A 25200-nucleotide genomic window follows, 5' to 3' on the forward strand; every position below is an offset into this window, starting at 1 on the left:
CGCCTCAAATCCTGTAGTAGTCACGATACCAGGCGACAAAATCGGCAAGCCCGTCCTCGATCGAGGTTTGCGGCCTGAAGCCGGTGTCGCGCATCAGTTCCGCAACATTGGCAAAGGTCTCGGTCACATCTCCGGGCTGCATCGGCAGCATCTCCTTGACCGCTGCGCGGCCCAGCGCCTGTTCCAGAACTGCTACCACATGGGTCAGCTCTTCCGGATGATTGTTGCCGACATTGTAAACTTTTGCTGGCGCCCCGGCGGCCCCACCAGCGTCGTCAGGCGCCTGGTCGACCAGCCGCAACACGGCGCGCGTCGCATCATCGATATGGGTAAAGTCGCGCCGCATCCTGCCATGGTTAAAGAGCCGGATCGGCGTGCCCTCCACGATTGCCTTGGTAAAAAGGAAGACCGCCATGTCGGGCCGTCCCCACGGCCCATAGATGGTAAAGAACCGCAAGCCCGTCACCGGAAGACGATAGAGATGGCTGTAGGAATGCGCGATCAGCTCATTGGCCTTCTTGGTGGCGGCATATAGGCTGATCGGATGGTCGGTCTTGTCGTCCACCGAAAACGGTAGTTTCGTATTGGCGCCGTAGACTGACGAGGACGACGCATAGACCAGATGGCCGCAGCCATGATGCCGACATCCTTCCAGCACATTGACGAAGCCCGCGAGATTGGCATCGACATAGGCATGCGGATGATCGATCGAATAGCGTACGCCCGCCTGCGCCGCCAGATGCACCACCCTGGGAAAGCGGTGCTTGGCGAACAGGCGTTCCACTGACGTGCGATCAGCGAGATCGATCTGCTCGAATGTGAAACCCTGCTCCCGGCGCAGAACATCCAGCCGCGCCCGCTTCAGCGCCGGATCGTAATAGTCGTTGAGATTGTCGAGACCGATCACGGCGCGGCCTTCGGCCAGCAGCCGGCGCGCGACGTGGAAGCCGATGAAACCCGCAGCTCCGGTTACCAATATGGGTTGATCCGGCATCGTATCCTTGGAAGGCGCCGCTCAATGGCTGAGATTTCTGTCGCTGGAGGCTTCTTTACCTGCGTTGTCGAGGCCACCGCAACACCTACCAGCCCCGCTATTGCCAGATCGGCCCGAAAACCATACCAAGGCGCCGAATTGCATCGCTTTTGCACCCTCTTCTCAAACCCGGCACGGGCGAGATGCGCCGAATCCTGCTTTCGACATTGAAGATACTAGTCTCGGCGGCGCTCTTGTATTTCGCGTTGCGCAAGGTCGACCTCGCCGACCTTGCAGCCCGCTTCGACGTTTCCAGCCTGGGCTGGATCGGCGTCGCGATCGCCGTGACGTTCCTGCAGATATTCATCGGCGTCCTGCGATGGCGCGAGATCGGGGCGGAATGCGGCGCGCCGCTGCCGACCCGGCAGGCGATGCGCTTCAACGTGATCGGGATGTTCTTCAACCAGACGCTACCGTCCTCGATCGGCGGCGATGCGGTCAGGCTATGGCTCGTCGCGCGCAACGGCGCCGGCTGGCGGGCGGCGACCTATTCCATCTTCGTCGACCGTGCCATCGGCCTGATCGCGCTCGCGGTCGTTATCGTCGCGAGCCTGCCGTGGAGCTACCGCCTCATCACGGATCCCCACGGCAGGTCGGCGCTGTTGTTCGTCGATTTCGCAGCGCTTGCCGGCGGCCTCGGATTTCTCCTGCTCGGCAGGCTACGGTGGCCGTGGCTGAAGCACTGGTGGGGCACCCATCATATCCACGCCTGCTCGGTGATCGCGAATCGCGTGCTGTTCAGCCGCACTCACGGCCCGAAAGTCGCGGTGCTGTCGCTGCTTGTGCACGTGCTCGCGGTCGTCATCGCCTGGTGCGTAGTGCAGTCGATCGCAGCCCCCGTTGTGTTCGGCCAGATCTTCCAGCTCGTTCCGCCCGTCATGCTGATCACCATGCTGCCGATCTCGATTGCCGGCTGGGGTGTCCGCGAAGCCACCATGGGGCTAGCGTTCGGCTATGCCGGGCTGATGGCCAACGAGGGCGTCAACATCTCCCTGCTCTATGGCGCGGTATCCTTCATCGTCGGCGCAATCGGCGGGCTGGTCTGGATATTGAGCGCCGAGAAGGCCGCGCAGGGCACGGCGCCGATCGAGGTTCCCAAATAACCTTCGAGTAGCTTTCCGCACGGACTAGAATGGCCAATTCGCAACTATTGCTGTCGTTTGCTGCCGCGGCGTCGGCTGTGCTGTTGTCGGGCGTGCTGACCTGGGCGCTCCGGCCGCTTCTCGTGCGAATAGCGTTGGCAAAACCGAATGCGCGCTCTTCCCATCGGATTCCGACGCCGCAAGGTGGAGGCATCGCGGTGATCGCGGCCACGCTGATCGCGGCCGTCACGGTCATCGCGTTTGCCGGTATGGCGGAGATGAAAATCCCCATAGCCGTGTTCGCCGCAACGCTGTTCATCGCGGCCGTCGGCTTGGCCGATGACGTCAATTCGCTTCCCGTAGTACCGCGGCTGTTGCTGCAGGGACTAGCCGTCGCGGCGGTGATCTTGGTCGCCCCTGAAAGCTTACGGATCGTTCCCGCCTGCCCGCTCTGGCTCGAGCGCGGCCTCCTGATCCTCGCAGGCCTGTGGTTCGTAAACCTCGTCAACTTCATGGACGGGCTGGACCTGATGACGGTCGCCGAGATCGTGCCCATCACCGGCGCACTCGTTCTGCTCGGCTGGCTCGGCGGACTTCCGGCATCGACGACAGTCGCCGCCGCAGCGCTGTTCGGCGCGATGCTCGGCTTCGCGCCCTTCAACCGGCCGGTGGCAAAGATCTTTCTCGGTGACGTCGGCAGCCTGCCGATCGGCCTGTTGGCCGGCTGGTGTCTCTTGCAGCTCGCCTGGCATCAGCAGATGGCAGCGGCGCTACTGTTGCCGCTCTACTACCTCGCCGACGCGACCGTCACGCTGCTCAGACGCGTCGCGCGGCGCGAGCCGTTCTGGGCCGCGCATCGCACCCACTTCTATCAGCGCGCCACCGACAACGGCTTTTCCGTATCGCGCGTGGTGAGCGAAGTGTTCGCGCTCAACCTCGTGCTGGCTGCACTGGCGATCGGCTCGGCCATGACCTCGTCCGCTACGATAGCAGGCCTGCTTCTCGGCGCTGGAGGCGCCGCGACGGCGCTCCTGATGCACCGTTTCTCACGTCGGCAACCGTCTCGCGCCTGATCCAGCTACTTCCGCGCGAGCTCGCGGATCAGGCCGCAATACTCGGCCATGGCGATTTCAAAATCAAATCCCCTGGAGATTTCAGCCGCGCGTTCGGCCCGCTGTGGGTCGTCGGCCCCGGCGGCGCGACTGACCGCTTTCGCCAGTTCGTCGGCGTTGCCGGGCTCGACCACCCAGCCGACATCGTGCTCGATGACCGTCAGTGCCGCCTCGGCATCCGCTTCGGAAACCAGGACTACCGGACGGCCGATCGCCAGCAGATTGTAGAAGCGGCTGGGCACCGACACGCCGGCGACGTTCCTGCGGTAGGGAATGATCCAGACGTCCGCCGCCGAAAGAAACGCCTCTAGCTGCTCGTCCTCGACGCGATCGACCAGGGTAACGTTCGGGAGCTTTGCCTCAGCCTGCATGGCCTTCAACTGGTCAAAGCCGATTCCCCAGCCCGACAGCAGGAAGTGGATATCGTTGTCGTCGCGCAGCAGGCGCGCCGCTTCGAACACGATGACGGGATCGTGGGTAAAGCCGAGATTGCCCGAGAGGCCAACGACGAAGCGGGCGGAAAGCGAACGGCGGTACGGATTGTCCGGGTCGATCGCGCGAACGCCACGCGCAAGCGTTGCCCAGTTCGGAATGAAGCGAATCTTGTCGCTTGTCATTCCGCGATAGCGCAGCAGCAGCTTCTCGGTGTCGCGGCCGATGATAACGACGGCGTCGAGCGTGCGAAACATCGGCCCGTTCAACGCGCGCATCGCTTTCGCCACCATCGACTGCGGCTTCAACAGGCCGGCCATGACGAGGACGTCGGGATAGAGATCGTGCACGATCAGCGCCGATCTAGCGCCTCTCAATTTGGCCGCGGCGGCAAAAGCGTAGGGGAGCATGAAGGGCGCCGGCACGGTCAGCGTGACGTCACCGCGCCGCAACTTCCCCAGCAGCACGAAAAACATCCGCACCGTGAACAGCAATTCCGCCACGGCCCGCTTCCCCAGCGCACCCTTGCCCGGCATCCAGTTCTTGACCTCGACGACCTCAGGCTTGCCCGCTTGCGCCGATATCGCGGAGCCCGCCGTTCCCGACAGCACCAGCACCTCGGCCTCCTGCGCCACGCGATCGGAGATCGCGGCCATGATCGCCGCCGTCGTGCTCGGATCGGGCGGATAATGCTGGCTGACGACGACAACTTTTCCGGACTTCTGCATCATGGCTCCCGAAGGGCACGAATGGCTTGGCGACGGACCGGGCGAGGCAGAAAAATCAGGCGGCGTTCGATCCGAATTCCGGCACGGCATCTTTGAGCACCGCGCGGATAGTTGAGCGGTCATCCCGCTCGATTGCATCCTCCAGCGCCGCAAGCCACTTGCGCAAGGTCTGCATCGGCGGCTCATTCGGCTTGGCCGCCATGATGCCGGCGACCCCGATCTCCACTGGCGGCTCCTCGTTGGCGAACAGGATCTCGTTCAGCCGCTCGCCCGGCCGCATGCCGGTGAACACCACCTCGACGTCGACGCCCGGTTCGAGGCCGGACAGTCGGATCATCCGCTCGGCAAGCTCCACGATCTTGACCGGCTGTCCCATGTTGAGGACATAGACGGAGACGTCGGGCCGCGCCGGCGTTAGCGCGTGCGTGGCTGCGGTCAGCACGAGATCGCAGGCTTCGCGGATCGTCATGAAATACCGGACCATGTCCGGATGCGTCACCGTGACAGGACCGCCGGCCTCGATCTGCGCCTTGAATTTCGGCACCACCGATCCGTTCGAGGCAAGTACGTTGCCGAACCGCACCGAGATCAGCCTCATGTGCGGCTTGCCCTCCGATTGCGTCATCAGGTCGTGGTCGAGCGCCTGACAATACATTTCGGCGAACCGCTTGGTCAGGCCCAGCATCGAGACCGGCTCGATCGCCTTGTCGGTCGAGATCATCACCATCGCTTCGGCGCCCGCCGCCTGGGCCGCGTCGGCGACATTGACCGACCCGAAGATGTTGGTCTTGACGCCCTCGCTCCAATCGCGCTCGAGGATCGGCACGTGCTTCAGCGCGGCGGCATGGAACACGATATCGGGCTTGAACTCCCGCATCAGGTTTATGATCCGGTCACGATCGCGGATGTCGGCGATCCGGCCTTCGATGACTGCATTGGCTGCGCGCGCCGTCAGCGCTTCCGTCACCGCGTAAAGCGCCGGTTCCGAGTGCTCAATCACCAACAGCCGCGCAGCGCCAAAGGTCGCGACGCGGTCGCATATCTCCGAACCAATCGAGCCGCCACCGCCGGTGACGATCACCGCCTTGCCCCTCACCAGCGCTTCGAGCCGCGCGTAATCGATCTTCTCGCTCGGCCGAAGCAAAAGATCTTCGACGGCGACATTGGTCAGCCTCGGCACGTCGCCGCCTTCGAGCGACGGCAGGCGGCTGACGAACAGCCCGAGCCGCTTGGCCCGCATCAGAACCGCCTCAGGGTGCGCCTCGGGTTCGAACGCCGACGGCGTCATCACGACCCGCGAAATCGGCTTTCCTCGTCCGGCATAATCGCGGACCACGTCCTCGACGTCGTCGATCCCGCCTAGCACCGGCACGTTGCGGATCGACTGCCCGCGGTCCGCGGCCGACGGCGACAGCACGCCGACCGGCCAAAGCTGCTTGACTGCGCCGCTCTCGATCGCGCGCAACAGCACCTCGGCGTCGGCGGCACGGCCGATCAACAGCGTCGCCGACGCGCCTTCGGTCTGGGCATGGCGGCGAACGCGCGTGTAACGGAAATAGCGATAGCCGAAGCGGAGCGCGCTCAGCGCGAACACCTGAAGGAACCAGTAGAGCACGATGGTAATACGGCCGAACAGCACCGGCGCCTTGCCGTTTGATGCGCCGAAAATGAAGGCATAGTCCAGCACGACGAGCGCGACCGCCAAAATGGTCGCCACGCGCAGGATGTTCAGCGCATCGGGGAGCGAAATGAAGCGCCATTTCGTCGTCGTCAGATTGAAGAAGTAGCAGATAACGACGCTGAAGGCGACGAACAGCGGTAAGATCTTCAGCAGCAGCGGCAGGCGGGCATAGAAGGCCTCACCTCCCTCGAAGCGCAGGTAGAAGCTCGCCAGCAGCGCAAGCGCTGTCGCCAGCGCATCATGCGCTGCGATCAGGTAATTGCGACGGGTCAGTTGCGAAAGAGGCGTCATTCCATTGGCCGGCTGCGGAAAGCGAGGGGGATTCGCGAGGCGCGTCCCTCGCCCGCTGATATCTCATCTCTGGCGTGCATGCCAGCGATCATGGCCGGACGGTTCCGGAAGATTCCGCCGCCTCCGATCTGGCGCGCAGCGCCATGCCTCCGGCAACTCCGACACCCAGCACATACATCCAGCCTTCATGGAAGTCGAAGATGTGGGAGTTGAACAGCGAGGTGAAGATATTCTGCACCACGACCAAAAGCCCGATCCAATTCGCTAGCCCGTCGCCACGGAACAGGAGCAGATGCAACAGCCACATCGCGTACAGTATGACGACACCAACAATGCCCCATTGCACCGCGACGTTGAGCGTCTGGTTATGGGGATTTCCGATCACCTCGCTGCTGGCCTGGTATGAGTCGTGCGTGGCGACGCGCTCGAACAGGCCTCGCGTCGCGCCTGTGCCGTGGCCGATCAGCGGTGCCTCGGCAAAGAAGCCGAGAGACTTCCGCCAGAACTCGAGCCGCAGCCCGATCGATGTCGGAATGTTTTGTTCCTTGTAGAGCTGGTAGTCCCGGACAAACGTCTCGGCGGTCCGGCGCAACGTCGGCGAGGTCTGCCAGGCCACCGCAGCGAAGGCGGCCGCTACGCACAGGATGATGACGATGCTCCGCCACCTCAGATGTAGCAGCGCAAACACCGCGAACATGATCGGCACCGTGACTAATGCCGTGCGCGACACCACCAGGAACGCCATGTTGACGAAGAAGCCGAAGGCGATGGCGGTGAGCAGCACGGCCGGCGCGATCCGTTTTGCCCGCAGCAGCATGATGACCGGATAGGCCAGCGCAACCGCGCACAATGTGAATTCCTGGCTCTGGGCGATGTAGTTCTTGACAAAGATGCCGCGTGCGGCGAGCTCCGGTGTCCGCAACGAAAGTTCAGGGCGGAGAAACACCAGCCAGGACATCAGCATCAAGAGCGTGCACGAAACGAGGAACGCCACAAACACCCACGACCCGCGCGCCGAGCGCTCGAAATGATAGAGCAGGACCGGAAGCACCAGGAGCTTCGCGGCCGGCCCCACGGCATAGAATCGCGCGCCCCAAGCGGCGTCCGACCACAGGGTTCCGACAAGCGCCAGAACAAACAGCGCGATCGGCAGCGCGGAAATCGGGCGCTTCAGCGAGGCAAGAAAGCCCTTCAATTCAACCGTCGGCGCAACCGTGACCAGAAGCGCAGCGCCGAAAATACCGACCAGCGAGGTCGACCATGGCAGCGACAGCGCAAGCAGGACCGCGACGACGTCGCTCACCTTCATCCATGCGGCAGGATCGCGCCAGAGAGGCAGCGCCTTGGCGATCGGCGACGAAGCTGCGTTTGCACTCACGCTTTGCCTCCCCGGGCGCGGCCGACCAGCGACGTCGTGCTGTGGCCGGGCAGGATATCGACGAGCACGACCTCGCCGCCGGTAGCCTCGACGATCTCGTGGCCGACGACCTGCTCGCGGGTGTAATCGCCGCCCTTGACCAGCACGCTCGGCCTCACCCGCGTGATCAGGTCGATCGGCGTGTCTTCGGCGAAGATCGCGACGAGATCGACCGCCTCCAGCGCTGCCAGCACTTCGGCGCGCGCCCGCTCATCCTGCACGGGGCGTCCCTCGCCCTTCAATCGTTTCACCGAGGCATCGCTGTTGAGGCCGACGATCAGGCGGTCGCAGGCGCCGCGCGCGGCCGTCAGCACCTTGACGTGACCGGGATGCAAAATATCGAAGCAGCCATTGGTGAAGCCGATGCGCAGCCCCTGCCTGCGCCACTCCGCCAGATGCACGGCGAGATCGCCGCCTGCCGGCACGATCTTCTCTTCGGCCGCCAGCGATGCATGCGGCAGGATTTTCCGCCGCAGCTCCGCGGGCGTGACGGTAGCAGTGCCCTTTTTCCCGACCGCGACGGCCGCCGCGGCGTTCGCCATCCTGAGCGCCGTCTCCCAGTCCGCCTGGGCCGCAAGCGTCAGCGCCAGAACCGCGACAACCGTGTCACCCGCGCCCGACACGTCGCGCACCTTGACGGGAAGCGCCGGCACATGGATCGCTTCGCCGCCGCGCACCACCAGCGTCATGCCGTGCTCGCTTTGCGTCACCAGCATGGCCTCGCAGTCGGCAAGATACATTGCGTCCTGCGCCGCCTCGGCAATGTTCTGGTCGGTGTCGGCGCGGCTGCGGGTGGCTTCGGCAAACTCCTTGCGGTTGGGAGTCAGCAGCGTGGCGCCGCGATAGATCGCAAAATTGGCGCTCTTGGGATCGACGATCACGCGCTTGCCGTGCTTTCTCGCGGCGTCGATAATGTTGCGGATGACGCGCGCTGTCAGCACGCCCTTGGCGTAGTCGGACAGCAGAACGATATCGGCGCGCGGCACAAGCGGCAGAATTGCATCGATCAGCCGCTGCTCGACATCCGTCGAGGCCGGCACGGCCTGCTCCCAATCCGCGCGGAGCATATGCGTAGAAAAATGTTCGGAGACGAAGCGCACCTTGCGCGTGGTCGGGCGGGAAGGATCTGATACCAGCACGGCCTCGACCAGGCTCTCCCGCGCCAGATCGGCCTTCAGTTTCGCGCCTGCCTCGTCCTCGCCGACAAGACCTGCAAAGATGCAGCGCGCGCCGAGCGAGGCAATGTTGCGGGCGACGTTGCCGGCACCGCCGACATTGGTCTCGCTACGCTGGACCGCGATGACGGGCGCCGGTGCTTCAGGCGAAACACGGGATACGTCCCCATAGACGAACTCGTCGAGCATGAGATCGCCGACGCAGAGCACAGTCTGATTTGGGATCGCCCGGCTCAGGGCTTCAAAATCGAACATCTGTCTACCTGGTGCCCATCAGCGAAAGCGATCGGGACGATCGAGAAAAACCTTCACGTAAGTCTCGACCGCGTCTTCGAGCGCAGTGAAGCCGCCATTATACCCGGCGTTCAGCAGCCGATCGACTTCGCTCTGGGTGAAGTATTGATAGCTGCCGCGGATCTGCTCGGGCATGTCGATATACTTGATGTTCGGTGCGATGCCGAGCGCGGCATAGGCCGACAGCATCAGATCGCGAAAGCTGCGCGCAGTGCCGGTTCCGACGTTGAAGATGCCGCTGACCGATGGCATCGAGAGCAGCCACATCGTGACGCGCACGACGTCGTCGACATAGATGAAGTCGCGCCGCTGGTCTCCGTCGGCGATCCCTTCCCGATGCGACTTGAATAATTGCACCGGACGGCCGGCCTTGATGTCGTCGAAGCGCCGCGCCAGCACGCTCATCATCGTGCCCTTGTGATATTCGTTGGGGCCGAACACGTTGAAGAACTTCAATCCCGCCCATTGCGGCGGCAACCGTTCGCCGCGCGCTGAGCGTTCGGCGACCACCATGTCGAACAAATGTTTGCTCCAGCCATAGAGGTTCATCGGCCGCAGCCGCTTCAGCGCGTCCATTGATTGGTCGTCGCCAAACCCCTGCTCGCCATCGCCATAGGTCGCGGCCGAGGACGCGTAGATCAGCGGCGTGGCATTGGCCGTGCACCAGTCGAGCAACCGCATCGACAGGCGGAAATTGGTCTCGATCACCAGGTCGCCGTCGGTTGCCGTGGTCTCGGAGATGGCGCCGAGATGGATGACGGCTTCCAGCCGGCGACCCTTCAGCCAGTCCATCAGTTCAGACGGCGGTACGAAATCGGCTAGCCGGCGTTTGGCCAGATTGCGCCATTTGCCGTCGTGGCCGAGCACGTCGCACACGGCGACGTCCCGGCCGGCGTCATTCAACGCAGCCACGACATTCGACCCGATAAAACCGGCGCCCCCGGTCACCAGCAACATGCCATCCCCTGCCATGATTGTTCGGGCGAAAGCTTTGCCTCACTCCCGCGCGGCAGGCAACTTTGCTCCTTCGGCGCATAAGGATCGAATCGACCGGCTTTACGTGTCGCTTCAGAGCGGTTACCGACGGGCCGGCAATTGGTTAGCGGCGAAACAGCCAAGACATGAATCTGAATTCACCAAACGGGATCGAAATGGAAGATGGCACCGACACCAGGCCTATTCTGATCGTTCCCTATATGTGGATTGGCGATTTCGTCCGCGGCCATACCGTGGTGCGGGTATTGAAGCAGCGCTGGCCGAATCGCCCGGTTGACCTGCTGGTTACCTCCCTCTGTGCCCCTCTGGTCGATTATATGCCGGGCGTCCGCGGCGGAATTGTTTGGGACCTGCCCCGCAGCCGGCTTGCTTTGGCCAAGCAGAGGCGGCTGGCCGCCGAACTGCGCGCCCGTGGCTATGGAACCGCCCTAGTCCTGCCCCGCACCTGGAAGGCGGCGATTGCGCCGGCGCTGGCGGGAATCCCCGAGCGCGTCGGCTTTTTCGGCGAGGCGAGACTTGGGCTGATCAACCGGATACGCTGGGGCGAAAAGGCCCTGCCGCGCTTTATCGACAAGAATGCGGCGCTGGCGCTGCCCGCGGACGCACCGCTGCCGCCGGAATGGCCGGTTCCGCAGCTCGTCGTGCCCCGCGAGGAAACCGCCCGCTGGCGTCAGCTCAATCGCCTCGGCACCGGACCTGCGGTGGCGCTGGCGCCCGGCTCGGTCGGCGCGTCGAAGAGATGGACGTACTATCCGCAAGTCGCGCGGCTGTTGATCGAGCGCGGGCTCGACGTCTGGGTGGTCGGCGGTCCCGGCGAGAAGGGGCTGGCGCAGGACATCGTCACCGCCGGCGGCGGCAAAGTCCGCGACCTGACCGGCACCGACCTGCGCAACGGCATTCTGGCGATGGCAGCGGCCGGCGTCGCCATATCGAACGATTCCGGCCTGATGCACATCGCGGCAGCGATCGGCACGCCGACTATGGGCATTTTCGGTCCTACTAGCCCTTACCTCTGGGCGCCGTTGAACGGTCTCGCGGCAACCGTCGTTCAGACCAAGACGGAACTCGCCTGCCAGCCGTGCCAGCGCACCGTCTGCACCATGAACGACCATCGGTGCATGCGCGACATCGAAGCCCCCTACGTGGCCGACCTCGCGCATCGCCTGCTGGTGACTCAGCCGAGCGTGCGGTAAACTGCGGCAATCGCGTTCGCCTCGGCGTCGAGGCTGAATTTCTCCAGCACGCGCGCACGCGCCCGCTCGCCCATCGCAACAGCCGCCGCCGGATCGCGCATTAGCGGCTCCAATGCAGCAACGAGCGCCTCAGTATCTCCCGGCGGCGTCAGCATGCCCGTCACGCCGTCCTCGACCACGAACTCCGCTGCGCCTGCCCGCGCCGCCACCAGCGCCGCGCCTGCCGCCATCGCCTCGATCAGCGTCAGGCCAAAGCCTTCATTGCGCGAGGTGAAGGCGTAGATTGTCAGCCGCTGATACCAGCGCTGCACTTCCTCGATTTCGAGTTCGCCCGTGATGACGATGCGCGATTGCAGCCCGGCCGCCTCGATCTGCCGTTTCAAGCCGTCGGCAAAACCCTGCTGCTCCGGCACGACCGCGCCGACGATGACAGCGGTGAAATCGGGATAGCGCGGCAACAGCCGGCACATCGCCTCGACAAAGACGTCCGTGCCTTTTTGCGCGCGCACGCGGCCGAAGCAACCGATGGCGTAGCGTCCAGGCAGTTTCGCTTCGGCAAACGCCGATGCGCGGTCGGCCGGCGGCGCATAGCGCATCGTATCGACGCCGTGCATCACGACCGTTGCGTTGCGCTTGAGGAACGAGGCCGACAGTTCGGAGGTTGCGATCACGGCATCCATCTGCCGGATCAGCCAGCGCGTCAGCCAGGTGTGATGTCGCTGCGCCGCCGACGTGAAGACCAGTTTCAGCGGCCAGCCGAGCGAACGCAGCAAGACGCCGACGATCATCTCGTCGTTGCGCCGCGCGTGCCAGATCAGCGGCGAGCGGCGCCGCCATAATTTCAAAAGATCCGCAAAACCCATCCGCGCGATGCCGTCGGGCGCGTGCGGTCCGAGCCATGCCGCCCGATACATCTGCGCAAGTTTTGGCGCCACCATCCGGTTGGTCGCCGTGACGCCCGAATAGCGCCTGTGCAGATTCGGCACGATCAGTTGCAGATCACTGGCCAAGTTGTTCTCGATCGGCACGTCCGGCTCCGTTTCGGCCAGTTCCTATACGCAACATTAAGCATAGTGGCCAGTTCGCCGGCGCCGAAACCCACTCTTCACCGCAGCCCCGTTAGCATCGTCCCAACAAATCGGGAGAGGTGGCCTATGACCGTGCTCGTCACCGGTGGCGCCGGCTATATCGGAAGTCATACGGTTCATGCGCTGGTGGATGCCGGCGAAAGCGTTGTCGTGATCGACAACCTGTCCACGGGATTTTCCTCACTTTTGCCCCGCCCCGTGCCGCTGTTCATCGGCGACGCCGGCGACGAAAACCTCGTCGAGGGCGTGATCGCCCAGCACCGCGTCGAGAGCATCATTCATTTCGCGGGCTCCGTTGTGGTGCCGGATTCGATGCGCGATCCGCTCGGCTATTACCGCAACAACACCATGACGACCCGGAGCCTCTTGAATTCAGCGGTGAAGGGCGGTGTTAGCCGCTTCATCTTTTCGTCAACGGCTGCCGTCTACGGCAATCCGGACCAGGTGCCGGTGCCCGAACACGCGCCGACGCGACCGATGTCGCCTTATGGCTCCTCAAAGCTGATGACCGAAATCATGCTGCATGACGTCGCCAGTGCGCACGATATGAAGTATGTCGTGCTGCGTTATTTCAACGTCGCCGGCGCCGATCCGAACGGCCGCTGCGGCCTCTCGACCGTCGGCGCGACGCATCTGCTCAAGATTGCGGTCGAAGCCGCCACCGGGCAGCGCGCCAAGGTGGACGTGTACGGAACCGACTACCCGACGCCGGACGGAAGCTGCATCCGCGATTTCATCCATGTCAGCGATCTCGCGGAGGCTCATCGCGCCGCGCTGTCATATCTGCGAGGCGGCGGAAGCTCGATCACGCTGAACTGCGGCTACGGCCGCGGCTACTCGGTGCTGGAAACCATCGAGGCCGTGCGCCGCGTCTCGATGCGCAATTTCGCGGTCCAATATGCCCCGCGCCGGCCCGGCGACATCATGGCCATGGTCGCCGATACCAGCCGCATTCGTTCCGTGCTGGATTGGACGCCGCAATACGACAATCTCGAAACCATCGCCGGCCACGCGCTGACTTGGGAAAAGAAACTGTTCAGCGAACGCGGCGGCCTTCCGCAGCACGCGGAATCGGCTTGAAATCAAGCGCTTATTTGGCTTGAAAAAGCCCCTCTAAGCAGGCAAGGAGGCATCGCAGCAGCCCTGACGCGCCGGGCTATCCAGGCGCCGTCAATGGAACGCGGATGACCGAACTTCCAAGCAAACCGACAAGAAAAATCACCGACGATCCCTATGGCGCAGCGATCCTGATTCGCCGCCTCGTCATGGAACAGGGGGTCGTCTACTGGCGGCGCTATTTGCTGGCGTTCGCGCTGATGGGCCTCGCGGCCGGAGCTACCGCCGGTTCGGCCTACATCCTCGGCCAGGTAATCAACCAGGCCTATGTCGACAAGAACGTACTCGGCATCGCGCTGCTGTCGGGCGTCACGGTGATCCTGCTGTTCATCAAGGGCGTGGCGACCTACGGCCATTCCGTGATCCTGTCGAAGATTGGCAACGCCATCCTCGCCAACAACCAGCGGCGGCTGTTCGCCAAGCTGATGAACGAAAGCATCGGATTCTATTCCGAGCGGCACTCGTCCGAATTTTTGGCGCGCCTGACATCGGGCGCCCGCTCGATCACCGAGGTGATGGAGCTCCTGATCAATGCCGTGGGGCGCGACGTTCTCCTGCTGATCTCGCTCGTCGCCGTGATGGTCGCGCAGGATCCCATCCTGTCGCTGATCGGCCTTCTGGTGGTGCCGCCGGCGATGCTGTTCCTGCGCAAGCTGGTGAAGCGCATCAAGGGGCTCGCGCACCACCAATTCACCGGCAGCGCCGACATCATGGAGACCATGCAGGAAGCGCTGCAGGGCATCCGCACCGTGAAGGCGTTCACGTTGGAACAAGCCATGCAGCGCCAGATCGACGAGAACATCGCGATCGTCGAGCGTAACTCCAACAAAATGGCGCGGGTGTCCAACCGCGCCAATCCGCTGATGGAAATGCTCGGCGGCTTTGCAGTAGCCGGGTGCCTGCTCTATGGCGGCTACAGCGTGGTCGCGCTCGGCGCCACACCCGGCCAGTTCTTTTCCTTCATGACGGCGTTTTTGCTGGCGACCGAACCGGCCAAGCGGCTGTCGCGGCTCAACATCGACCTCAACAGCAAGCTCGTCGGTGCCAGGATGCTTCTGGAGATCGTCGACAGCCCGGCGAGCGAGCCGCCCGACAACGACAAGCCTGCGCTGAAACTCTCCGATGCGCGCGTCGAGTTTCGCGACGTCACCTTCTCCTACCGGCCGAATGAGCCGGTGCTGCGACGCGTGAGCTTTGTCGCCGAACCCGGCAAGACCACCGCGCTGGTCGGCCCTTCCGGCGGCGGCAAGTCCACCGTGCTGGCGCTGTTGCTGAGGCTCTATGAGGTCGACAGCGGCGAAATCCTGATCGATGGCCAGGCGATCTCCGGTGTATCGCGACAATCGCTGCGGCGACAGACCGCATACGTCGGGCAGGACGTCTACCTGTTCCGCGACACGATCGGCGCCAACATCGCCTTCGGCAAGGAAGGCGCCAGCCAGGACGAGATCGTGGCGGCGGCGAAAGCCGCCTGCGCGCACGATTTCATCATGGGCTTTCCGCTCGGCTACGACACCCCGGTCGGCGAGCACGGGACGCAGCTATCCGGCGGCCAGCGCCAGCGCATCGCAGTTGCCCGGGCGCTGATCAAGAACGCGCCGATCATCCTGCTCGACGAGGCCACCGCGGCGCTCGATTCCGAATCCGAGAAAGCCGTGCAGGAGGCGATCGAGCACCTCTGCCAGAACCGCACCACCATCGTGATCGCCCACCGCCTGCACACCATCATGCATGCCGATGCCATCCTGGTGGTTGAGGCCGGCGAGATCGTCGAGCGTGGCCAGCATGACGATTTGCTGCGCCGCGGCGGGCGCTATGCCTCGTTCTTCCGCCTGCAGCAGCGTGAAGCCGGTCCGCCCAGTCTGGCGCCGGTCAGCGCAACCGCGTAAAAGCTAGAGCATGATCCGGAAAAGTGGGCACCGGTTTTCCGAAAAGATCATGCTCAACTAGAAGACTCCGGATTTCCACCGTAACCCGAGACCCTTTTCATGACCGCAGCCTCCTACGTCATATCAGCAGCCCCGCAGCCCGCGCTTCCTGTCGTCGGTGAGACCGGCACCTATCCGGTCCGCCGCATCTGGTGCGTCGGGCGCAACTATCTCGAGCACATCAGAGAGATGGGCAATGACGAGCGCGCGCCACCGTTCTTCTTCGCCAAACACGCCGACATGCTGGTGCCCGACGGCGCCACGATCCCCTATCCGCCGCTGACCAAGGACCTGCATCACGAGGTCGAACTGGTCGTCGCGATGAAGAGCGGTGGCCTCAATATCCCGGCCGACAAGGCGCTCGACCATGTCTACGGCTACGCGGTCGGCATCGATCTCACCCGCCGCGACCTGCAGATCGCCTCGCGCAAGAAGGAGCGGCCGTGGGAAGTCGGAAAGTCCTTCGACTATTCCGCGCCCTGCTCCGCGATCCAGCCCGCATCCAAGATCGGCCATCCCGCCAAGGGCAAGATCTGGCTGACGGTCAACGGCAAGGAAACGCAGAAGGGCGACCTCACCGAACTGATCTGGAGCGTGCCCGAAATCATCTGGCAGCTTTCGCAGCAGGTGAAACTTGCCGCCGGCGACATCATCATGACCGGCACGCCGGCCGGAGTCTCGCAGCTCAATCCCGGCGACAAGATCGAGTGCGGCGTCGACGGCGTCGGCACGCTGAAAGTGAATATCGGCAAGCCGGAATAGGCCGGCGATGTTTTCAACGACAACAAGCCCCGGAACATCCGGGGCTTTTTTGTTGGAGGTAGGCCTGCTCAGTGCGGGATCGCCGCGGCCAGTCGCACGCGCACGCTTTCGATCGACAAGGGGCTGGCCACCGCCACGACAACCGCGAGCCATAACCCGCATTCAACGAAGAAACGGATTGCCCCTTCCAGCGGGATCGCCGGCCTGATCACCGCTCCCAGCGCCCAACCGGCCAATGTCACCGCGGTCATCACCGCCGCCAGAAAACACACATGCCGTAGCGGGTGCTGCAACGTGTCCCGCAGGATGATCCGCCCCAGCACGCCGAACTGGACCAACAGCTCGCTGGCTACGACGGCAATGGCCGCGCCAAGCAGGCCTATCGAGGGAATCAGGATCGCCGACAGGACCAGGAAAATGACGAGCTGCAGTGCTTTGGTCCGCACCAGCAGATCGCCTCGATTGCTGTAATTGGCGTAACCCAGCGCGAGGATCGAGGGTGCGGCGGCGGCGGTGCCGACCAGCAACGTCACCGTAAGCACCGGATCGTAGGGAACGACACCGTGGGTCCAGAGCGCGAAGAAATCCTGCCAGAACGGCAATAGGCCGGAGACGACGACGCCCGCCAGCAGCGTCACCAGCACCGATCCGCGGGCATATAGGCTCTGCAGCCGGCGCGCATCGCCGACGGCATGATCGTGACCAAGCTCCGCGGCCAGAGGAAGCGTCGTCTGAACGCAGAGGACACGAATTAATCCTGCGACCACGCGGGTAAGCCCCCACTGCGCGACAGCCACGCGATCGGACACGAACGCACTGACCAGCAGAACCGGTAGATTGAGCAGCGCCAGATCGGTAGCGCCCGCCACCGCAAACGGCACAGCCTTGCGAAGCTGTCCGAGGATCCAGCGCCATGAAGGCATTGCATGCGCCGCGCGCAGAAACGGAAACTGCCGCGGAGCATCGATCGCCAAGAGCCAGATCGCGGCAACCACCTGTGCGGCTGCGAAAGCAAGGGTAACGGCCAGCAGGCTTCCGGTCGCGACAATGGCGACGAGCTGACCGAGCTGCCCGACGAGAACGGCGGCATTCTGCACCTTCACCGCGCGTCCATAGAGCCCTCGCGCGCGGTACAGCGCGGTAACGAGGTTGGACGGCACCGTCCACAGCATTCCGGCAGCCATGACGACGAACGCCGTATCGAAATGTGAAACCGCGCCGAATCCGAATGCCGCAGAGGGAGCCAGCAACATCGCCCCCATGAGCAGCGGCAACGTCAACGCCGCAATCAGCCCGAGGTAAATCCGCAGCATCGCGGCGTAGAAGCGAGCGGTGCGGCCGTCGCAGTCGGCGCCCGATTTGAATTGAAGAAACCGGTTGATCGCGCGGAATTGCAGGCCTGCATCCGCAATGAAAGCAAGATTCCCGATGGCAAAGATCGCAAGCCACGCTGCCAGCGTATCGCCCGTCCAGTAATGCAGGAAGACCGGAATGAGAGCGACCTGCTGGGTAACCCCCAAAACCATCTGGAACAGATTGGCAGACCACCCGGCAAACAGCCGCCCTGCCCGACCGGGCGCCGGAGGATTCGACGGAGCCTTGGCTTTGCCAGGTACGTCAACGGGCTCATCGATCAAGGGTGAAAACCTCTCGGGGCATCGTGAGCGAGCTATCAGCCCGAGGACGGGATGTCGAGGGTTCACCCCGCAAAGCGTTCGCGCCGCCGCAGCCTGGCGGAGATCGGCCGTTGATTCCTGCTGCGGAAACCGCCAATTTGCGCACCTTCGAAGCAGGGGCCAGCGCCCCGGCAAGCACCAAAGTGAAACAGTGACAGCAGATTACATTCCCTTCAACCTGCCCCATGCCACCGGTAAGGAGACGATCTATGCGGCCGAGGCGCAGCGCAGCTATCATCTCTCCGGCGACGGAGCGTTCACGAAGCGCTGTCATCGATGGATCGAGGAACGAACCGGCTGCGCCAGGGCGCTGCTGACCCATTCCTGCACCTCCGCGCTGGACATGGCCGCGATGCTTTTGGACATCGAAAGCGGCGACGAAGTGATCCTGCCCTCCTACACCTTCGTATCGACCGCCAACGCATTTGTGTTGCGCGGCGCGGTGCCGGTGTTCGTCGACATCAGAGAAGACACGCTCAACCTCGACGAACGGCTGATCGAGGATGCGATCACAACACGGACACGCGCGATCGTGCCGGTGCACTATGCCGGCGTCTCCTGCGAGATGGATGCGATTGCGGCGATCGCCCGGCGTCATAGCCTGAGAATCGTCGAAGACGCCGCGCAGGGCATCATGGCCGGCTACAAGAACCGGGCGCTCGGTGCGATCGGCGATCTCGGCAGCTTCAGTTTTCATGAGACCAAAAACATCATCTCCGGCGAAGGCGGCAGCCTCCTGGTGCGGGATGAGGAGCTGGCGCAGCGCGCCGAGATCATTCGCGAGAAGGGAACCGATCGCGGCCGGTTTTTCCGTGGCGAGGTCGACAAATACACCTGGCAGGACGTCGGCTCGTCGTTCCTGCCGAGCGAACTCATCGCGGCATTCCTGTGGGCACAGCTCGAGGAGGCGGAGCGCATCACGCGCGAACGGATGGACGTCTGGAATCGCTATCACCAAATGCTCGAACAGCTCGAACGGCAAGGCTTGCTGCGCCGGCCGATCGTGCCGGCGGATTGTCAGCACAACGGGCACATGTACTACGTCCTGCTTGCGCCCGAAATCGATCGCCAGCCTGTACTAGACGGACTGAAACAAAGCGGGATCGGCGCGGTATTTCACTACGTCCCGCTGCATTCATCGCCGGCCGGCCGGCGCTATGGACGCGCGCATGGTGAGCTAGCATTGACGACCTCGCTATCACTACGGCTCATCAGGTTGCCGATGTGGTGTGGCTTGAGTGAAGATCAGCAACAGCGGGTCTGTGACGTGCTGACGTCGCTTCTGAAAAATTAGACTGAAACGAATCAGAGGCCCGCCCGATTCGCGGTTCTTCGGCGGATGCCGCGCTCGGAACGACCCGTGGACCGCATTTCTCCTATTTCTTCAGCCTGCGAGGCGCGCTTCTGACACTGGTCCACCGTGCCGCTTCGGGCTGGATGGCCGCCTGCGCTTTCCTGGGCGCGCTGATGCTGCAATCGCGGGGGGTGGTCATTCCCAACCAACTGGCGGCCGGCCGTGGCTTTGGCGGGAGGTGGGGCGCCGAAACGGCCTTGGCGGCCGCCTTGCCCTCAGCCGTCCTGATGAGGCGATTACCGGCGATGCGGCCGCGACGGGCTTGGGCGACATCCCGCTCTTCCTGTTCGGATGATCCATAGTCCCCGTTTCAAGGGAACTGGCATAATGCGCTTTTAGCTGCCGCGCGCCCCCGGCAGTCTGGCTCAACTGCCCTGGCGAAGTCGCTCTTGGCCGCCGCAGTCCTATTCTAGCTCGGGCACTGCCCATTCCAGCGAAACAGACAGGCGCGACAAGGCCTTTCGCAGATGTCGGGCCAGTTCCGTTGAACCAGGGACGGGGCTGTTCGTGCCAGCATTGTGATGATAAATCACCGGCCCACCGCCTATATCGATCAGCGCATCAGTAAGCGCACAGACTGGAGGTTCTGGAAGTGGCGCAGCGAATTTCAGGCGCTTACCGGCTGATTACGATGCCATCGATCTACAAGGGGTTGATGTTTTCGCTGGGTGCAGATCGGGCGATATCGCGCTATGTCGACGAAGTCTTGCAGCCAAAGGCCGGCATGAAGGTGCTGGACGTCGGCTGTGGCCCCGCAAGTGTCCTCGCCTACCTACCTTCGGTCGACTACACCGGCATCGATCTGAACGAAAAGCATATCGCTTATGCGCGAGAAGTGTACGGCGACCGTGGCCGCTTCATCGTCGGAAATGTCGCCCATGATGTGAAGCAGGAAGAACGTGCGTTCGACTTGATAAATGTCTCGGGAGTTCTTCACCACCTTGGTGATGACGAAGCGTCCACTCTTTTCAGGTCTTTGAAGCGTCTCCTGAAGGACAACGGAAAGCTCGTCACGCTGGACCCCGTTTGGCTTTCAGGACAGCGCACGGTAGCGAGGCTCTTCAATTGGCTGGATTCGGGAATGAATATCAGAACCCCAGAGGATTACCTTGGATTGTTGAACGGCTTGGGCTTTGATGTTCAAACCCGCGTTTTTAGCGACCTGCTCCGGATTCCATACGACCATGTCGTCATGATCGCCCGAAACGGCCGCCCGGCTGGAGTTGCAGATTGACTGATAGAACGGCCGGCGACATTTTCTGCGATCAAGCACGATGGTCGAGACCCTTTTCGAACAACCCGCACCAGTCTCGATGAGCTATCATTTGCGCATTTGCATCATCCAGTCCTGCTATATCCCGTGGAAGGGTTTCTTCGATCTAGTCGGCCGCTGCGACGAGTATGTCATTTACGACAGTGCGCAATATGTGAAGCGGCACTGGCACAACCGCAACCGGATCAAGACCGCCAACGGCGTACAGTGGCTCACCATTCCGGTGAAGGCCAAGGGCCGGTTTGATCAGTCGATCGACCAAGTAGAAATCGAAAAGCCGTGGGCAGACAAGCATTGGCGGGCGATCGAACTCGCCTATAAGCGCGCCCCCTTCTTCGAGCAGTTCGCGCCGACCGTAATGGGCTGGTACGAGCGCGCGGATAAGCTTGCTCGGTTGAGTGACGTCAATGCCGTGTTCCTTGCGGGCATCGCCGGGCTGCTTGAAATTAAGACTCGGATCGTGAGCGATGCGGCCTACCCCGCACAAGGCGAGAAGACGGAACGTCTTCTTGCGATATGCCAGGCCGCCGGAGCCGATCGCTATCTCAGCGGCCCCTCGGCCAAGGACTATTTCGATGAAGCGCTGTTCGCGTCAGCCGGTATCACGCCGGAATGGATGAGCTACGACGGCTACCCGGAATATACGCAGCTCCATGGCGGCTTTGAGCACGCAGTTACGATACTCGACTTGCTGTTCCACACTGGCCCCGCGGCGCCGCGCTATGCATTAACGTCCTAAACAACCGAGATTTTGCGAACCCACGTTCATTGACCGCTTCCCCGACCCCACAGATTCCCGTATCACTGTCGGCTTGAGGGGTATCGCGATGCAGCAAATCGTCTTGTTTGGCAACGGAGAGATCGCCGAGCTTGCCGATTTCTATTTCACCCATGACAGCGAATATGATGTTGCCGGCTTTACGGTTGACGAAGCCTTTATTAAGGATACGAAATTTCGCGGGCGTCCGGTCATTCCCTTCGAGCGGCTGGCGGAGACCTTCCCGCCGCAAGAATTCGGCCTGTTCGTCGCCGTCAGCTATTCTGGAATCAACGATTTGCGTGCCGCCAAGGTCGCCGCCGGGCGTGAAGCCGGATATCGGCTCGTGTCCTATGTGAGTAGCCGGGCCACCGTATTTGCCGGCCTGCAGATCAAGGAGAACTGCTTCATTCTCGAAGACAATACAATTCAGCCCTTCGCGCAAATCGGAGCAAACGTCACGCTGTGGAGCGGCAACCATATCGGCCACCACTCGATCATTGAGGACGATGTCTTTGTTGCCTCTCATGTTGTGGTTTCCGGCGGCGTTAGGGTGGGTCAGGGCAGCTTCGTCGGTGTCAACGCGACGTTCCGTGACCACGTCACCGTCGGAAAAAAATGCGTGATCGGCGCCGGCGCCCTGGTGCTCGAGGACCAGCCCGATTTTTCCGTCATAGCGCCACGCGGCACCGAGCGCTCGCCCGTGCCCAGCACGCGCCTGCGCCGTATATGAAAGATCCGCTGATGCGGTGGAGAAAACTCGGACGGATTTTCGTTGCGAAAGGACATTCGGAGTGGGTGCACAGCCACGGCATTGTCCCGATCGCACGAACATTGGGCGATTATCGCTACCGGATCTATTTCAGCCCGCGCGATCAGCAAAACCGCTCGAATGTCAGTTGGCTTGACATCGACATTCGCGATCCGACCCGGATCTTGCGATCCTCGGAGCGGCCGCTGCTGCTGCCTGGGCCGCTCGGCGGCTTCGATGACAACGGCGCAATGGGATGCTGGATCGTCGACCACGGCGGTGTCGAGCGCCTTTATTACCAGGGATGGACTCGTGGCGTCAGCGTCAGCTTCTATGTCGCTATCGGCATTGTCGAGCGTCCCAGCGGCGATCCGGATCGTCCATTCGAGCGGATCAGTGACGGACCTATCCTCGACCGCTGCATGCAAGAGCCGGTCTTCATCGCAGATCCCGCCGTCCTGATTGAAAATGGACGGTGGCGAATGTGGTACCAGTCCGGGCGGCCATGGCGGCGGTCTGACGAAAAGGCGCTTCCATCATACGACATTCGTTATGCCGAATCGGCGGACGGCATCCGCTGGAATCTCGCCGGCGTTCAGTCGATGACGTTCGAGCATCCCGGCGAAGTCGCGATCGCGCGCTTCTGTCCGTTGCGGGAAAACGACGGAAGCTACAGGGCCTGGTACTCGTATCGCGCCGACGATTGGGGATATCGCATCGGCATGGCGACCTCGGATGATGGAATTAGCTGGAAGCGCCGGGACGACGAGGCCGGAGTCGAGCGCGATCCGGACAGCTGGGAAGGCCCGATGATCTGCTACCCCTTCGTGTTCGACACCGAGATCGGACGGATGATGCTGTATAATGGCGGGCGTTACGGCGACGCCGGCTTCGGCATTGCAGCGCTGGAGCGCGACTAGTCTCAGGTGTGTCGCACAATCATCGTGAATTCGTACAGACCGTAATCCTGCAACAGCGCAACCGATCGGCCGTAGCGGCGCGTGCAGTAGGTCAGCATCTCGCCGGGGTCGGCATAATACAAATCACCCCGCCGCCGATCTAGGTCGCTCGACAGGCTGAGCACATTGAAGGCAAACCCGAGGCGGCCCGCTCGCGCGAGGATATTCATGGTGTCATGGACGTAGCGAACCCAAGTCTGGAGCGGGACGTCACCTTTGACGTTGAAGATTCCGCTTGCTATCGCAAAATCCGCCGTCTCCGTCGGTTCAGATCCGACCCGCCACCGGCAGTTCGGGGTACTACCATAAAGCCGGTTCGCTTCGGCAATCATGTCGGGTGCCACGTCATAACCAACGAAGGCGCCCCGGTGTCCTTCCGCACGGAGAAAGCGCAGGAAGTCGCCGAAGCCGCAGCCGAGATCGAGGACGGAAGCCTCCCGTTCGCCGCCGATCAGACGAAGGAACTGCCGATGGCGCGTCGCGTGCGAGCCCGCGCTGTTCCAATCGACGCCCTGCGGGGTCGCTCCGAACGTTGCAAGCTTGGACGAATAGTAGGCAGCAACCGTGCTTCTGATCGAGTTCGCGTCGCTCATCGTTCGCCCGACGTCATTTCGATCGCTTTACGAACAGGCCCTCTCCCCAAGCAGGAAAGGTCGAGCTCTCGTCATAGAGCGTGTGATAGACAGCATGCTTCTTGTCAAATCCCTCGTGGGCCAGAAACTTGACCAGATCGCCCTCCAGGGCGCCATCCTCGTACATTTCCACGACGTTCACCTCCGACACGATTACATCGACCCAAGCGAGCAGCTGCTTGGCGCCCCGGAACGCCAGAAGTTCGGCCCCCTGAATGTCGATGTTGAGGAAATTGTAGTCGCCAAACGCGATCTGGTTTTCCTCAAAAAGGGCATCGAGAGTAATCGCCGGAACCCGAATCGTTTTTGCGGTGTGAAGCGTCTTCACGATTTCCTTGAACCGTTTCATCGGGAGAATGCTGGCAGGCTCGGTGCTTCCCGAGCGGCTCGTGTGGATATGAAAATCTACGGTCCCGCGCTTGTCGCAAATCGCGTAGTTGAAGATTCTGATGCGCCGATCACCCCCGAACTTTGAAAGTAAAAGCTGGTAGCGCTCGGGATTTGCTTCGATGAGAATGATGCTCTTGAAACCATAGCTGAAATATTGCGGCACTTCCTGCCCAGCATCGGCGCCGACATGCACGATGCCGGCTTTCGCGAAGCGGTGAACATCCTCGTGCTCGAAGATGTTCTTCAGATCATGAAAGTGGTCCTGCTCGGTGATCACCGGCCCGGTTGGCGGCTTCACGTGGCAGCCCCGACCTGCACGGGCTTCGTAGCCTCCGGATTGGGATAATCCGAACTCACGATGATGGGCAGAATCATCCAGCGCCCGTCATTGGTGCGCCACTCGTAATCCACATGCGGATCGACGGGGTCAACGCCATGATGAATTCCGGGCGACATCACCAGCATGTCGCCGGGCTTCATGTACGGATCGACATACTGCTTTTCCGCGCCCGCTGCCGATCGGCCGAAGACGCCGCCGGTCGAATAGTCGCGGCCGAATTCGGATGCCGCAACGAGAGTCTGGATCTGCGCATGCTTGCCGACGGGGTCGATGTGTTCGGCCTGATAGCCGCCGCCCCGCGGATAGTGGTGAATATTGACGCGCGCGATATAGCGCTCGGACGGGATGTTGCCGAGGAACTCTTTCTCTGGGTAGCCTGCGAGAAAATTCTTCATCGCAAAGATGTCCGAGAAGAAGTCGAACTTGTTCTTATTGTGCGGGTACCAGCCGTGATAGTAGAAGGCGTGCATCTTCTGCTTGACGTGCGCCTTGGGATAATTGTCGTGCAGCCGATGATAATCGGGACAGTCATCGTGCAGCGGATGCCAGCTTGCTTCAGACGTCATGCCGGTTTGAAAAGCCGCATCGCGGAGCTGGCGGATCCGGCCGGAATCATAGAACCCTTTGACCACGAACGCTTCCGGCGCATTGATGCGCTCCATGAACTTGCTGGCCCGCGAGTAAACCAATTCGTTGAAATCGTCTCGGGATATTTCTGTAACGCGCATTGGCATATTTCT

The 25200-nt window shown here is 62.4% G+C and carries 22 protein-coding genes; 11 read left to right on the forward strand and 11 right to left on the reverse strand.

Translation table 11 applies throughout. The features are described from left to right. Window positions 1–4: 4 nt before the first annotated feature. Window positions 5–994, reverse strand: coding sequence for an NAD-dependent epimerase (locus tag IVA95_RS36450; RefSeq protein WP_247514898.1), 990 nt, complete (start codon window positions 992–994; stop codon window positions 5–7). Between the two features lie 182 nt (window positions 995–1176). On the opposite strand from IVA95_RS36450, the gene IVA95_RS36455 reads away from it, so the two are divergent. After that, window positions 1177–2136, forward strand: coding sequence for a lysylphosphatidylglycerol synthase transmembrane domain-containing protein (locus tag IVA95_RS36455; RefSeq protein WP_213256781.1), 960 nt, complete (start codon window positions 1177–1179; stop codon window positions 2134–2136). Window positions 2137–2165: 29 nt separating this feature from the next. Beyond that, window positions 2166–3188, forward strand: a complete 1023-nt coding sequence (locus IVA95_RS36460; protein WP_247514899.1) for a glycosyltransferase family 4 protein — start codon at window positions 2166–2168, stop codon at window positions 3186–3188. Window positions 3189–3193: 5 nt separating this feature from the next. Here IVA95_RS36460 and IVA95_RS36465 read toward each other — a convergent pair whose 3' ends face one another. The 5 genes from IVA95_RS36465 to rfaD all read right to left on the reverse strand — a co-directional run bounded on the left by IVA95_RS36465 (window position 3194) and on the right by rfaD (window position 10202). Beyond that, window positions 3194–4387 (reverse strand): glycosyltransferase family 4 protein, encoded by a 1194-nt coding sequence (locus IVA95_RS36465; RefSeq protein ID WP_247514900.1) that lies wholly within the window; start codon window positions 4385–4387, stop codon window positions 3194–3196. Window positions 4388–4442: 55 nt separating this feature from the next. Then, window positions 4443–6359, reverse strand: coding sequence for an SDR family NAD(P)-dependent oxidoreductase (locus IVA95_RS36470; RefSeq protein WP_247514901.1), 1917 nt, complete (start codon window positions 6357–6359; stop codon window positions 4443–4445). Window positions 6360–6447: 88 nt separating this feature from the next. Further along, entirely contained in the window at window positions 6448–7668 is a 1221-nt protein-coding gene (locus tag IVA95_RS36475) for an O-antigen ligase family protein (RefSeq protein WP_247515139.1), read from the reverse strand. A 65-nt stretch (window positions 7669–7733) separates the two neighbouring features. Next, complete coding sequence (gene rfaE1 / locus IVA95_RS36480; RefSeq protein WP_247514902.1) at window positions 7734–9206, reverse strand: D-glycero-beta-D-manno-heptose-7-phosphate kinase; 1473 nt, start codon at window positions 9204–9206, stop codon at window positions 7734–7736. Between the two features lie 18 nt (window positions 9207–9224). Further along, window positions 9225–10202: an ADP-glyceromanno-heptose 6-epimerase gene (rfaD, locus tag IVA95_RS36485; RefSeq protein WP_247514903.1), complete on the reverse strand. Its 978-nt coding sequence runs from the start codon at window positions 10200–10202 to the stop codon at window positions 9225–9227. Between the two features lie 164 nt (window positions 10203–10366). Here rfaD and waaF point away from each other — a divergent pair, with 164 nt between their 5' ends. Next, window positions 10367–11434: a lipopolysaccharide heptosyltransferase II gene (waaF, locus tag IVA95_RS36490; RefSeq protein WP_247514904.1), complete on the forward strand. Its 1068-nt coding sequence runs from the start codon at window positions 10367–10369 to the stop codon at window positions 11432–11434. Here the strand turns inward: waaF and IVA95_RS36495 are convergent. Further along, window positions 11416–12462 carry a glycosyltransferase family 4 protein gene (locus IVA95_RS36495; protein WP_247514905.1) on the reverse strand — a complete coding sequence of 349 codons (1047 nt, stop codon included), beginning with the start codon at window positions 12460–12462 and terminating at the stop codon, window positions 11416–11418. The two genes, waaF and IVA95_RS36495, sit on opposite strands and share 19 nt — an antisense overlap. 126 nt (window positions 12463–12588) lie before the next feature. On the opposite strand from IVA95_RS36495, the gene galE reads away from it, so the two are divergent. From galE to IVA95_RS36510, 3 genes are all read left to right on the forward strand, one after another. After that, window positions 12589–13602, forward strand: a complete 1014-nt coding sequence (gene galE / locus IVA95_RS36500; RefSeq protein ID WP_247514906.1) for a UDP-glucose 4-epimerase GalE — start codon at window positions 12589–12591, stop codon at window positions 13600–13602. 104 nt (window positions 13603–13706) lie between these two features. Beyond that, a complete protein-coding gene (locus IVA95_RS36505; protein ID WP_213254832.1) occupies window positions 13707–15527 on the forward strand; it encodes an ABC transporter ATP-binding protein in 1821 nt (606 codons plus the stop codon). A 99-nt stretch (window positions 15528–15626) separates the two neighbouring features. Further along, window positions 15627–16328, forward strand: coding sequence for a fumarylacetoacetate hydrolase family protein (locus IVA95_RS36510; RefSeq protein ID WP_247514907.1), 702 nt, complete (start codon window positions 15627–15629; stop codon window positions 16326–16328). 68 nt (window positions 16329–16396) lie between these two features. On the opposite strand, the gene IVA95_RS36515 is transcribed toward IVA95_RS36510, so the two are convergent. Continuing rightward, window positions 16397–17965, reverse strand: coding sequence for a hypothetical protein (locus IVA95_RS36515; RefSeq protein WP_247514908.1), 1569 nt, complete (start codon window positions 17963–17965; stop codon window positions 16397–16399). 190 nt (window positions 17966–18155) lie between these two features. Here IVA95_RS36515 and rffA point away from each other — a divergent pair, with 190 nt between their 5' ends. From rffA to IVA95_RS36540, 5 genes are all read left to right on the forward strand, one after another. Further along, a complete protein-coding gene (gene rffA / locus IVA95_RS36520; protein WP_247514909.1) occupies window positions 18156–19298 on the forward strand; it encodes a dTDP-4-amino-4,6-dideoxygalactose transaminase in 1143 nt (380 codons plus the stop codon). 652 nt (window positions 19299–19950) lie between these two features. Next, window positions 19951–20592: a class I SAM-dependent methyltransferase gene (locus IVA95_RS36525; protein WP_247514910.1), complete on the forward strand. Its 642-nt coding sequence runs from the start codon at window positions 19951–19953 to the stop codon at window positions 20590–20592. A 40-nt stretch (window positions 20593–20632) separates the two neighbouring features. After that, window positions 20633–21370 carry a WbqC family protein gene (locus IVA95_RS36530; RefSeq protein ID WP_247514911.1) on the forward strand — a complete coding sequence of 246 codons (738 nt, stop codon included), beginning with the start codon at window positions 20633–20635 and terminating at the stop codon, window positions 21368–21370. Window positions 21371–21458: 88 nt separating this feature from the next. Next, window positions 21459–22121 (forward strand): acetyltransferase, encoded by a 663-nt coding sequence (locus IVA95_RS36535; protein ID WP_247514912.1) that lies wholly within the window; start codon window positions 21459–21461, stop codon window positions 22119–22121. Between the two features lie 11 nt (window positions 22122–22132). Then, window positions 22133–23059 (forward strand): hypothetical protein, encoded by a 927-nt coding sequence (locus IVA95_RS36540; protein ID WP_247514913.1) that lies wholly within the window; start codon window positions 22133–22135, stop codon window positions 23057–23059. Between the two features lie 2 nt (window positions 23060–23061). On the opposite strand, the gene IVA95_RS36545 is transcribed toward IVA95_RS36540, so the two are convergent. The 3 genes from IVA95_RS36545 to IVA95_RS36555 are packed head-to-tail and all read right to left on the reverse strand — an operon-like array spanning window position 23062 to window position 25188. Next, window positions 23062–23691 (reverse strand): class I SAM-dependent methyltransferase, encoded by a 630-nt coding sequence (locus tag IVA95_RS36545; protein WP_247514914.1) that lies wholly within the window; start codon window positions 23689–23691, stop codon window positions 23062–23064. Between the two features lie 13 nt (window positions 23692–23704). Beyond that, window positions 23705–24397, reverse strand: coding sequence for an FkbM family methyltransferase (locus IVA95_RS36550; RefSeq protein WP_247514915.1), 693 nt, complete (start codon window positions 24395–24397; stop codon window positions 23705–23707). Window positions 24398–24414: 17 nt separating this feature from the next. Next, complete coding sequence (locus tag IVA95_RS36555) at window positions 24415–25188, reverse strand: hypothetical protein (RefSeq protein ID WP_247514916.1); 774 nt, start codon at window positions 25186–25188, stop codon at window positions 24415–24417. Window positions 25189–25200: the final 12 nt, after the last annotated feature.

This window comes from Bradyrhizobium sp. 157 (genome assembly GCF_023073815.1).
Lineage (GTDB): Bacteria > Pseudomonadota > Alphaproteobacteria > Rhizobiales > Xanthobacteraceae > Bradyrhizobium.

Coding starts and splice junctions, on each gene's coding strand:
- galE (WP_247514906.1), top strand. CDS start 12,589: ATGACCGTGCTCGTCACCGGTGGCGCCGGCTATATCGGAAGTCATACG.
- IVA95_RS36555 (WP_247514916.1), bottom strand. CDS start 25,188: ATGCGCGTTACAGAAATATCCCGAGACGATTTCAACGAATTGGTTTAC.
- IVA95_RS36470 (WP_247514901.1), bottom strand. CDS start 6,359: ATGACGCCTCTTTCGCAACTGACCCGTCGCAATTACCTGATCGCAGCG.
- rfaD (WP_247514903.1), bottom strand. CDS start 10,202: ATGTTGCTGGTGACCGGGGGCGCCGGTTTTATCGGGTCGAATGTCGTG.
- rfaE1 (WP_247514902.1), bottom strand. CDS start 9,206: ATGTTCGATTTTGAAGCCCTGAGCCGGGCGATCCCAAATCAGACTGTG.
- IVA95_RS36535 (WP_247514912.1), top strand. CDS start 21,459: ATGCAGCAAATCGTCTTGTTTGGCAACGGAGAGATCGCCGAGCTTGCC.
- IVA95_RS36505 (WP_213254832.1), top strand. CDS start 13,707: ATGACCGAACTTCCAAGCAAACCGACAAGAAAAATCACCGACGATCCC.
- IVA95_RS36455 (WP_213256781.1), top strand. CDS start 1,177: ATGCGCCGAATCCTGCTTTCGACATTGAAGATACTAGTCTCGGCGGCG.
- IVA95_RS36465 (WP_247514900.1), bottom strand. CDS start 4,387: ATGCAGAAGTCCGGAAAAGTTGTCGTCGTCAGCCAGCATTATCCGCCC.
- IVA95_RS36450 (WP_247514898.1), bottom strand. CDS start 994: ATGCCGGATCAACCCATATTGGTAACCGGAGCTGCGGGTTTCATCGGC.
- IVA95_RS36475 (WP_247515139.1), bottom strand. CDS start 7,668: ATGAAGGTGAGCGACGTCGTCGCGGTCCTGCTTGCGCTGTCGCTGCCA.
- IVA95_RS36460 (WP_247514899.1), top strand. CDS start 2,166: ATGGCCAATTCGCAACTATTGCTGTCGTTTGCTGCCGCGGCGTCGGCT.
- waaF (WP_247514904.1), top strand. CDS start 10,367: ATGAATCTGAATTCACCAAACGGGATCGAAATGGAAGATGGCACCGAC.
- IVA95_RS36530 (WP_247514911.1), top strand. CDS start 20,633: ATGGTCGAGACCCTTTTCGAACAACCCGCACCAGTCTCGATGAGCTAT.
- IVA95_RS36540 (WP_247514913.1), top strand. CDS start 22,133: ATGCGGTGGAGAAAACTCGGACGGATTTTCGTTGCGAAAGGACATTCG.
- IVA95_RS36545 (WP_247514914.1), bottom strand. CDS start 23,691: ATGAGCGACGCGAACTCGATCAGAAGCACGGTTGCTGCCTACTATTCG.
- IVA95_RS36510 (WP_247514907.1), top strand. CDS start 15,627: ATGACCGCAGCCTCCTACGTCATATCAGCAGCCCCGCAGCCCGCGCTT.